This window comes from Fictibacillus nanhaiensis (assembly GCF_023715445.1).
GTDB lineage: Bacteria > Bacillota > Bacilli > Bacillales > Fictibacillaceae > Fictibacillus > Fictibacillus nanhaiensis_D.
The window spans coordinates 1-258 of record NZ_JAMBOD010000063.1; the positions used below are offsets into that span (position 1 = coordinate 1).

Sequence of the window (258 nt, forward strand, 5' to 3'; positions counted from 1 at the left end):
TCGTAAGATGTGCAATGGTGGAGCTTAGCGGGATCGAACCGCTGACCTCCTGCGTGCAAGGCAGGCGCTCTCCCAGCTGAGCTAAAGCCCCATATTCTAGGATTATTAAAATGGAAATGGTGGGCCTAAATGGACTCGAACCATCGACCTCACGCTTATCAGGCGTGCGCTCTAACCAGCTGAGCTATAGGCCCCTAAAGGAAGTATAAAGTTCCTTCAAAACTGAACAAAAGAAGAATAGGTGTACTTACGAAACAG

General features: G+C 48.4%; 2 tRNA genes. Both read right to left on the reverse strand.

What is annotated here, in order from left to right:
* Positions 1-15: 15 nt before the first annotated feature.
* Positions 16-91: transfer RNA gene (locus tag M3196_RS21855), tRNA-Ala, on the reverse strand.
* A gap of 26 nt (positions 92-117) precedes the next feature.
* A tRNA-Ile gene (locus tag M3196_RS21860) sits at positions 118-194 on the reverse strand.
* Positions 195-258 lie beyond the last annotated feature (64 nt).